The 1,787-nt window shown below is 69.0% G+C and carries 1 protein-coding gene; it reads right to left on the bottom strand.

The genetic code is table 11. From position 1 onward, the window contains the following. Window positions 1-1,283: M12 family metallo-peptidase (locus tag VIB55_RS01215; RefSeq protein ID WP_331874837.1), on the bottom strand; the 1,283-nt coding region annotated here is incomplete at its 3' end. Between the last annotated feature and the right edge of the window lie 504 nt (window positions 1,284-1,787).

Below are 1,787 nucleotides of genomic sequence, written 5' to 3'. Positions count from 1 at the left end.
TAGCGGAAGGCCGCGACCGTCGCCGCGGTGAGGTTCAGCACCCGCGCGTTGTCCTCGTACTGCGCAGTGCCCATCACCTGGCCCGTGGGCGGGTAGGTCTTGAGCGGGCTCGACCACCACTGGATGCGCGTGCAGTTGCTGCAGTTGTTGCCGTACGCCATCACCGTGCGCCAGCTCTTGGACGCCGGGATGAAGCCGTGGCCGTACGCGTACGGGCTCGTGCTGCCGTCCACGAAGCGGTCGTGCCGGGCGCCCTGCAGGTGGCCGATCTCGTGGCCGAACGAGTAGTAGCCGGTGATGCAGGTGTAGTGCGCGGCCATGAACGCCGAGCTGGCGGTGGCCTTGATGGCCGCCGCCTGCCCGCACGCCTCGCTGTCGTTCACCACCAGCGCCACCACGTCGGCGGCGTAGGTGTTCCGCAGCGTGTGCACGTTGTCCATCAGCCCGTCGGTGGTGCCCTGCAGCGCGCTCACGTGCTGCGAGAAGCTGCGGTTGGACTCGTTGTACGTCACCTGCACGGTGTGCACGCGCACCATGTTGATGTTGATGCCGCTGTTCACGTACGACTGGTTGGTCTCGTCGACGGCCAGCTGGATCTTGCTGCCGATGGTGCCGGCTGCCGTGGCGGCCGAGGCGGTGTACGCCACCAGCACGTTGATCTGCGTGAGCGCCGCGATGCCCACGTCGCCGCCGGAGCTGCGCGCCTCGCGGATTCCGCTGATGGCGGCGTCGAGCGAGCTGCTCAGGGCGCCGCTCGGGTTGTCGGGGGTGTGCTCCGAGGGAAACCCGCTCTGGTCGATGCGCGAAACGGCGTGCAGCCCGTTGCCCAGCGACTCGATGCTGTACTGCGTGCGGCCCACGGTGACGGTGGCGGCCACGCCCCCGTCCATGAACACCATCTGCACCCAGCCGTGCTCGCCGCGCACGGGGCCGGCCCACGAGATGTCCTCGGCCGCGCGCTGCTGCACGCGCTCGCCCACGGCGACCACGTTCAGCCCCGGCGCAACCGCCAGGCGAACCGCGGCGCCCTGTCCGAGCATGCGTCCCGGCGCCGCGGCAATGCGGGCCAGGTGCACCTCGGCGGTGCTGGCGCGGCCGCGGATGCTGGCCAGCTGGCTCTGCTGCGCGGCGCTGAGGGCGGCCCCGGGGGCCAGCGTAAGGAGGTTCTCCTGGGCCTCGGCGGCGCTCATGGACGAGGAAGCCGAGGGGTTGATCTGGTCGCCCTGGCAGGCGGCGAGGCCGGCGGATGCGGCAAGGACCAGCGCGAAGCGTGCTGCTTTCATCGTGCGTTCTCCGGTGGGGCAGGTTTTGGATTGATGCGTGAGTGTTTCCCGACAGGGGGCGTGCAGGTAATGAGACTCCCGAGGCCGCGCCGGGCGGCTTCTTTTGATTGCGGGAAGTGTGTCGCGGAACGCGCTCGGGGCGGGAGCATGGATGGCGTTCTGCACAGCGCCATCCGTGCTTCCGTGGGGCGGAAGCCGGGACGAGCATCAGCGGGGTTACTGATGGAATACGACAAGATTGGGTGCGGGTGGCCGGAAGTCAAGCATTTTCTCTCCGCGCCCACCGCGGCGAGACACGAATCGTGACCGAAACGCGCAAGATTACGAAAGGAGCGCTTCCGTCCCCGCGCGCCGTCGATCCGCTAGAAACGCCCCGCGCCCTTTCCGACGTCCCGCGCACGCCATCGTGGTACAGCCGTCACCGGTGCGTGGACCTCGGCCTTCGTCCCGGCGGTTGAAACCGCAGCTGGAAAGTCACGAAGTCCGCCTTCGCGGACTGCACGC

The organism is Longimicrobium sp. (assembly GCF_036554565.1).
Lineage (GTDB): Bacteria > Gemmatimonadota > Gemmatimonadetes > Longimicrobiales > Longimicrobiaceae > Longimicrobium.
The sequence above is the reverse complement of the archived record's forward strand: the minus strand, read 5'-3'. Positions and strand labels throughout refer to the sequence as shown.